This window comes from Rossellomorea vietnamensis NBRC 101237, from assembly GCF_001591825.1.
In the GTDB taxonomy this organism is placed as follows: domain Bacteria; phylum Bacillota; class Bacilli; order Bacillales; family Bacillaceae_B; genus Rossellomorea; species Rossellomorea vietnamensis.
Window position 1 is genome coordinate 1 of sequence record NZ_BCVQ01000088.1, and the last position, 6,974, is coordinate 6,974.

8 protein-coding genes are annotated in these 6,974 nt (G+C 44.1%); 3 read left to right on the plus strand and 5 right to left on the minus strand.

Features of this window, described 5'->3' with window-relative positions; translation table 11 throughout:
- The first annotated feature begins 84 nt into the window (after positions 1–84).
- Positions 85–246, plus strand: a complete 162-nt coding sequence (locus tag BVI01S_RS22800; protein WP_167562134.1) for a YczO family protein — start codon at positions 85–87, stop codon at positions 244–246.
- A gap of 39 nt (positions 247–285) precedes the next feature.
- On the opposite strand, the gene gnd is transcribed toward BVI01S_RS22800, so the two are convergent.
- Complete coding sequence (gene gnd, locus BVI01S_RS21575; RefSeq protein WP_034763545.1) at positions 286–1,698, minus strand: NADP-dependent phosphogluconate dehydrogenase; 1,413 nt, start codon at positions 1,696–1,698, stop codon at positions 286–288.
- A gap of 163 nt (positions 1,699–1,861) precedes the next feature.
- Here gnd and BVI01S_RS21580 point away from each other — a divergent pair, with 163 nt between their 5' ends.
- Positions 1,862–2,716 (plus strand): MurR/RpiR family transcriptional regulator, encoded by an 855-nt coding sequence (locus tag BVI01S_RS21580; RefSeq protein WP_034763543.1) that lies wholly within the window; start codon positions 1,862–1,864, stop codon positions 2,714–2,716.
- A 44-nt stretch (positions 2,717–2,760) separates the two neighbouring features.
- Here the strand turns inward: BVI01S_RS21580 and BVI01S_RS21585 are convergent, their stop codons facing one another.
- From BVI01S_RS21585 to BVI01S_RS21600, 4 genes are all read right to left on the minus strand, one after another.
- Positions 2,761–3,915 carry a thiolase family protein gene (locus tag BVI01S_RS21585; RefSeq protein WP_061811523.1) on the minus strand — a complete coding sequence of 385 codons (1,155 nt, stop codon included), beginning with the start codon at positions 3,913–3,915 and terminating at the stop codon, positions 2,761–2,763.
- 14 nt (positions 3,916–3,929) lie between these two features.
- Positions 3,930–5,075, minus strand: a complete 1,146-nt coding sequence (locus BVI01S_RS21590; protein ID WP_034763538.1) for an acyl-CoA dehydrogenase family protein — start codon at positions 5,073–5,075, stop codon at positions 3,930–3,932.
- A gap of 81 nt (positions 5,076–5,156) precedes the next feature.
- Positions 5,157–5,924: a 3-hydroxyacyl-CoA dehydrogenase gene (locus BVI01S_RS21595; RefSeq protein WP_061811524.1), complete on the minus strand. Its 768-nt coding sequence runs from the start codon at positions 5,922–5,924 to the stop codon at positions 5,157–5,159.
- 183 nt (positions 5,925–6,107) lie between these two features.
- A complete protein-coding gene (locus BVI01S_RS21600; RefSeq protein ID WP_034763533.1) occupies positions 6,108–6,308 on the minus strand; it encodes a cold-shock protein in 201 nt (66 codons plus the stop codon).
- Positions 6,309–6,681: 373 nt separating this feature from the next.
- Here BVI01S_RS21600 and BVI01S_RS22805 point away from each other — a divergent pair, with 373 nt between their 5' ends.
- A complete protein-coding gene (locus BVI01S_RS22805; RefSeq protein ID WP_167562135.1) occupies positions 6,682–6,855 on the plus strand; it encodes a hypothetical protein in 174 nt (57 codons plus the stop codon).
- The last annotated feature ends 119 nt before the right edge of the window (positions 6,856–6,974 follow it).

The following is a 6,974-nucleotide window of genomic DNA, read 5'->3' on the forward strand; positions in this document are numbered from 1 at the left end:
TTTTTTCTATCTTCCATAGGAGGTTTCTCTCCCTGTACCGGGGGTATGGTATAAGAACCTATCATTTAAAGGAGGATGTACATCATGACCAAAAGAACGAATCAAAATCCGGAAAATGCCGAGCAGGATCAGGAAAGTATCCTTGATCAGCATGAAAGTGAACAAAATGTCGATCCCATCCCTATCGACGAACTAAAAAAGGACCAGCGTGACGAAAAGAAAAAACACGATACCAAAGACGAATAAATAAACCGCCCTGTGGATGACCCACAGGGCGGTTCTACATTATTCAGCTAACCAATCTGTATGGAAAGTACCTTCTTTGTCTATACGCTGATACGTATGGGCTCCGAAATAGTCCCGTTGTGCTTGCAGCAGATTCGCCGGCAGCGACTCAGAACGATAGCTGTCATAGTAAGCTAATGCACTGGCAAGACCCGGTACAGGAATGCCCAGCTTGATGGCTGTTGCCACTACTTCCCTTGCTTCATCCTGATAATTTTCAACAATCTCTTTAAAATATGGATCAAGGAGTAGATTCGTTAAGCCGGGATCACGATCATAGGCATTCTTGATTTCTCCCAGGAAGCCGGCACGGATGATGCAACCGCCTCTGAAGATCATGGAAATTTCACCAGGTTTAAGATCCCAGTTGTACTCATCCGACGCCGATTGAAGCTGTGCGAATCCTTGTGCATAAGAACAGATCTTGCTCAAGTACAACGCCTTTCGGATCATTTCGATGAACTCCTGTTTATTACCTGTAAACTCTTTATTTTTAGGTCCTCTCAGGATCTTACTGGCCTTCACACGCTCTTCCTTCATGGCTGAAATGAAACGGGCAAATACGGATTCAGTGATGATGGATAACGGCACGCCTAATTCAAGTGAACTGATGCTCGTCCATTTTCCTGTCCCTTTTTGACCGGCAGTATCCAAAATGACATCTACAAGGGGCTTACCTGTTTCTTCATCCACCTTCGTGAAGATATCGGCAGTAATTTCAATCAGATAGCTGTCAAGCTCCCCTGCGTTCCACTCTTTGAATATTTCATGAAGTTCCGTAGCACTTAAACCCAGCACATTCTTCATTAGATAATACGCTTCACAAATGAGTTGCATATCACTGTATTCTATTCCGTTATGAACCATTTTCACGTAATGGCCGGATCCGTCCGGGCCGATATATGTACTGCATGCATCCCCTTTTACCTTGGCAGCGATGGCTGTGAGGAAAGGCTCGACTAAATCGTACGCTTCTTTCTGGCCGCTTGGCATAATGGCAGGTCCGTATAACGCACCCTCTTCTCCGCCGGAAACTCCTGCACCGATGAAGTTGATTCCCTTCTCATCCAGAGCCTTATTACGGCGGATCGTATCTTCAAAGTAGGTGTTCCCACCGTCAATGAGGATATCCCCTTTATCCAGGTGAGGAAGCAATGAATCGATCGCTTTGTCCGTAATATTACCGGCAGGTACCATGATAAGAATTTTACGCGGTACTTCCAATGATTGAACAAACTCACTTACATCATGTGTTCCAACCAAATTCTTTCCTTGATGCTCGTCCAGTACTTCTTTTACCTTTTCATCCGACACATCATATATAGAAACTGAATAGCCCCTGCTTTCAAAGTTTAAGGCTAGGCTCTTTCCCATCACTCCGACGCCGACTACTCCTATTTGTTGTTTTGTCATTACGTTCATTCCTTTCAAGTACGATTATATAGATTACTTCACCGTTATTATTATAATACGAAATAAATTTCCGTGGTGGATTTTTATGAAATAATATTTTTTTATTTCGTAAAATAGGTTAAAATTATTTTCACAGAAGTCTTATAGGAGGTATTCTACCATCATGGATGATCAGGCTCAACATTGTTTTCCACGAATCCGTTCCCATTACTCTCAGTTCAGTGAAAAAGAAAAGATGATTGCTGATTTTATTATTGCTAATCCTGAAAAAATTATCCATTCAACCATCAGTGGCGTGGCAGAAGATCTCGGCATTGCAGATGCCACCGTCTTCCGCTTCTGCAAGCGATTAGGCTTCAAAGGCTACCAGGCGATGAAGATTTCACTGGCTTCTGATCTTGTGGCACCGATCAAGGATATCCATGAAACCATCCAGGAAGAGGATACTGAAGGGGTCATTGCCCAGAAGGTGTTCCGGTCCAATATGAGGAGCCTTGAAGACTCATTGCGCATCATGAAAGAAGACACGTTCCGGCAAGCCGTTCAAGCGATGATTTGTGCAAGGAGGATCGAATTTTATGGTACAGGCGGTTCAGGATTCATTGCCATGGATGCCCATCATAAGTTTCTCCGAACCGGGATGACCACTAACGCTTATAATGACTCCCACATGCAGCTGATATCCGCTTCTCAACTGACAGAAGAAGATGTGATTGTGTTTATTTCCCATTCAGGGGCCAATAAAGATCTATTGGAAGTGCTGGAGGTTGCGAAGAAAAATCATGTCACCACGATCGGCATCACTCATTTTGCTAAGTCTCCCTTGAGCAGCCGGATCGATATTCCATTATTCACCGTCTCACAGGAAACTGAATACCGCGGGGAAGCCCTTGCGTCAAGAATCAGTCAGCTGAGCATTGTGGATGCCCTCTATGTGAACATCATGAAAAAACGGAAGGACCTATCCAAAACCTCCCTGCAAAAAATGCGCGACGCCATTTCCATTAAAAAAGTATAATCATTGAGAGGGACGGACCTTTAAAGGTCCGTCCCTCTCAATGATTATACTTCCAGTCTCTCGATGATTGTGGCATTGGCCATGCCGTGTCCTTCACACATGGTTTGCAGTCCGTATTTTCCTCCTGTGCGTTCAAGCTCATGCATCATGCTCACCATGATTCTTGCTCCACTGGCCCCTAATGGATGTCCGAGGGCGATTGCCCCTCCGTTCGGATTTAACTTGGATGGATCCGCATCGATCTCCTTCAACCATGCAAGTGCCACTGGGGCAAATGCTTCGTTCACTTCAAAGATGTCGATATCTTGGACAGACAGCCCCGCTTTTTGCAGGGCTTTCCTGGTGGCAGGGATGGGCCCCGTTAACATCAGGGTCGGATCAGACCCCACCACTACACGGGTTTGAATCCTAAAACGTGCTTTCAATCCCAATTCGTCGGCTTTTTCCCTCGACATAAGAAGAAGGGCTGCAGCGCCATCACTGATTTGACTGGCATTCCCCGCATGAATGACGCCCTCTTCTTTGAATGCAGGTTTTAATTTCCCAAGTATTTCGAGTGACGTTTCTTCTCTTGGTCCTTCATCTTTTGTGAAGAAGAATGGATTTCCGTCTTCCCCCTGTACTTTCACACCATAAATTTCACGATCAAAGCGTCCTTCTTCCTGGGACTTTAAAGCTTTCTGATGACTCTCATAGGAGAACCGATCTAATTCTTCACGGGTAAAACCATATTTCTCAGCAATTCGCTCGGCTGATAACCCCTGATGAATGATTTCATGTTTTCCCCTTAACTTTTCACTAAAATTTGCACCTTGATAATTAGATCCGATTGGCGTTCTGGTCATGTTCTCCACCCCACCTGCAATGACGACATCCATATCCCCGGAGAGGATGGCTTGTGATGCAAAATGCACGGCCTGCTGACTCGATCCACATTGACGGTCAATGGTTGTGCCGGGCACTTCAATCGGAAAACCCGCTATTAGGGCAGCGACCCTTGCAATATCTCCTGCCTGTTCTCCAGACTGAGTGACACATCCAAGAATGACATCGTCGATACAACCCGGATCAACACCCGACTTCTCTACCAATCCTTTAAGTATCTCTCCTGCCAAATCGTCAGGTCTCATCCCCATCAACGATCCCTTTCTTCTTCCAACCGCAGAACGGATCCCTTCAACAATGACAACTTCTCTCATCCCACTCTCCCTTTCTATAACCCCAGATTCTTCGCAATGATCACTTTCATGATTTCATTTGTGCCGGCATAAATGCTTGCAACCGGTATATCCCGATATCGCCTGGCGATCGGATATTCTTCCATATAGCCATATCCACCGTGAAGCTGCATGCATTCTGTGGCAATTTGACGGGCCATTTCTGTCAGCTTATACTTGGCCATGGATACCTTTGTCACCACGTCCTTCCCATGCATATGCTCGGCTATCAACCCATCCAAAAAAGCTCTGCCCATTTCAATATCAGTGGCCATTTCTGCCAGCTTGAATTGGGTATTCTGAAATTGACTGACGGACCTTCCAAAGGCTTGACGGCTCTTCACGTATTCCATCGTAAGGGAAAACATTTCTTCCGAAGCCGTTTGGGCTGCAATCGCCACAATAAGACGTTCCTGCTGCAGCTTATTCATCAAATAGTGAAAGCCACTGCCTTCCTCTCCGATCAGGTTTTCTTTCGGTACCTTACAATCTTCAAAAATGAGTTCGGCTGTATCCTGGCAGTGTAATCCGATCTTATCAAGCTTCCGCCCCCTGGAAAACCCTGGAGTATCCCTTTCAATCGCCAACAGGCTGACACCTTTATAAGGCGGTTTACTGTGGAGATCCGTTTTAACCGCAACAATCACCAGGTCTCCATGAATACCATTTGTGATAAAAGTCTTTTGCCCGTTCACAATATAATGGTCCCCGTCTGACTCCGCTGTCGTTTTGATGGCGGCTAAATCAGAACCTGTCCCCGGCTCTGTCATGGCAATGGCTGTGATCATCTTTCCACTCGCACATAAAGGAAGCCACTTCTTTTTCTGTTGTATTGTCCCGTACTCTGAGATATAAGGAACGACGATATCATTATGAAGCCCTATTCCAATCAAACCGGAACCCACTCTTTCCAATTCTTCATTAATGATGACCGAAAAGCCCCAATCGACCCCGCTTCCCCCATATTCCTCTTCAATGTCCGGGCAGAGAAACCCTTGCTTCCCCATCTTCTCCCAGAAAGATCTCGGAACCATCCGATTATTCTCCCACTCCTCATAAAAAGGATAAGCTTCCTTTTGTAGAAACTTCCTCAGAGCCAGACGAAATATACTGTGTTCTTCGGTTAAATAAGGATGTTTCATACGTCTCTCCCTCATTTCGTATTGGTGTCTAAAGGATAGCGCTTTCATTTAGAAATGAATGAACATGCATTCACTCATTGGTTATTTAGGCTGCATCCTGATGGCTCCGTCCAGGCGTATCGTCTCACCATTCAACATCGGGTTTTCGAGTATGCTTTTCACCAACTGGGCATATTCAGATGGATAACCAAGTCTATTGGGGAAAGGAACCGTGCTTCCAAGGGATTGTCTTGCCTCTTCTGGAAGAGTGTCAAACATAGGGGTATGGAATAATCCCGGTGCAATCGTCATGACCCTGATGCCGTCCTTGGCAAGCTCCCTGGCAATCGGCAGGGTCATTCCTACGACTCCTCCTTTTGATGCACTATACGCTGCCTGACCGATTTGGCCGTCAAATGCGGCAACAGACGCAGTATTCACAATCACACCTTTTTCCCCATGCTCATTCGGTATGTTTTGCATCATCTTTTCTGCAGTCAACCGAATGACATTGAACGTACCGATCAAATTCACTTCAATTACTTTGGAAAATTTCTCAAGGGAATGGACTCCTTTTCTCCCCACCACTTTTCCAGGAGGTGCGATACCTGCACAATTCACAACTGTATTGAAACCCCCGAAATCTTCCATGGCTCTCTCAAGGGCCTCTTTTACACTTTTTTCATTTGTTACATCTGTTTCATGATAAAACATGGAGTCCCCATACTCTTTTTTTAACGTTGAGCTTCTCTCTCTATTGAGGTCAAGGATATAAACCTTTCCCCCTTCTTCCATGATTTTTCGTGCCGTGGCTTCTCCCAGTCCGGATGCTCCCCCCGTGATCACCGCAACAGAATTTTTCATCTCCATTCACATTCCCTCCAATCTGCCTGCTTATAGTTTTATTTTAGCGTTGGATGCAGGAAAAAGATATAAAGTTTTAAAAATTCCGTCTATTCATTAGTTGGGTAGATCCATACGTACCAAACAGGCATGAATCCATAAAAAAAACAGACTCACAAGTGAGTCTGTTTTTGGATGTGTAAAGTTAGATTATGCTTTACGTACGTTAGCTGCTTGTGGTCCACGAGCACCTTGTTCAACGTCGAAAGATACTTCTTGACCTTCGTCAAGAGATTTGAAACCTTCACCTTGAATCGCTGAGAAGTGTACGAATACGTCGTCTCCACCTTCTACTTCGATGAATCCGAAACCTTTTTCTGCGTTAAACCATTTTACTTTACCATTTTCCATGTTTGTTGCCTCCTAAAGTGCGTTACACACAATATATTACTATTCTTGCGATATCAGGTGAAAACCAAATCTTGTTCTTCCCTCGTATACCGGACAAAAATAATTCTTCTATAGAATAACAGTAATGAAACAAATAAGCAAGTTCCTGAGAGGGAAGTTTTTAAAGTCAGACCTCCGACAAAATTTAACTCCTCCATCTTATAACCCTTTTTGCCGAGGGTGCATTCCACTTTTTAACATGAATGCGTTTCCTTTCTTCTTCCTTCTGGTCCTTTTGGTGGAACGTGATCGTTTTATCAAGTTTATCACTCATGGGACTCTAAAATGGAGGGTAAACTGTGGTATAATGAGTAAATATGAAAGGGAGTGCCCAATGAAATCCACAAAAAATCGGTTCAGTAATGGTTCTATGGTTACGATCAAGGAAACAGGAGAAACAGTGACAATATTAAAGTGGCAATACGTTAAAAACATGAAGCGGTATTCTTATATCGTAAAGGAACATCCAGGCACATTCTATTTTGAAGAAGAGTTAGAAGTGAACTAAATACGATCATCATTAATATGATTTTGACAAGGACTCTTACCCGAATTCAGCAGAGTCCTTTTTCAATTTAATCTTTTAAACGTTCAAAAAAAGGATGCATCTTATGAGATGCATCCTTT

Bases quoted from the DNA above. Each gene is read 5' to 3' on its own strand.
- BVI01S_RS22800 (WP_167562134.1), top strand. From the start codon at position 85: ATGACCAAAAGAACGAATCAAAATCCGGAAAATGCCGAGCAGGATCAG.
- gnd (WP_034763545.1), bottom strand. From the start codon at position 1,698: ATGACAAAACAACAAATAGGAGTAGTCGGCGTCGGAGTGATGGGAAAG.
- BVI01S_RS21580 (WP_034763543.1), top strand. From the start codon at position 1,862: ATGGATGATCAGGCTCAACATTGTTTTCCACGAATCCGTTCCCATTAC.
- BVI01S_RS21585 (WP_061811523.1), bottom strand. From the start codon at position 3,915: ATGAGAGAAGTTGTCATTGTTGAAGGGATCCGTTCTGCGGTTGGAAGA.
- BVI01S_RS21590 (WP_034763538.1), bottom strand. From the start codon at position 5,075: ATGAAACATCCTTATTTAACCGAAGAACACAGTATATTTCGTCTGGCT.
- BVI01S_RS21595 (WP_061811524.1), bottom strand. From the start codon at position 5,924: ATGGAGATGAAAAATTCTGTTGCGGTGATCACGGGGGGAGCATCCGGA.
- BVI01S_RS21600 (WP_034763533.1), bottom strand. From the start codon at position 6,308: ATGGAAAATGGTAAAGTAAAATGGTTTAACGCAGAAAAAGGTTTCGGA.
- BVI01S_RS22805 (WP_167562135.1), top strand. From the start codon at position 6,682: ATGAAATCCACAAAAAATCGGTTCAGTAATGGTTCTATGGTTACGATC.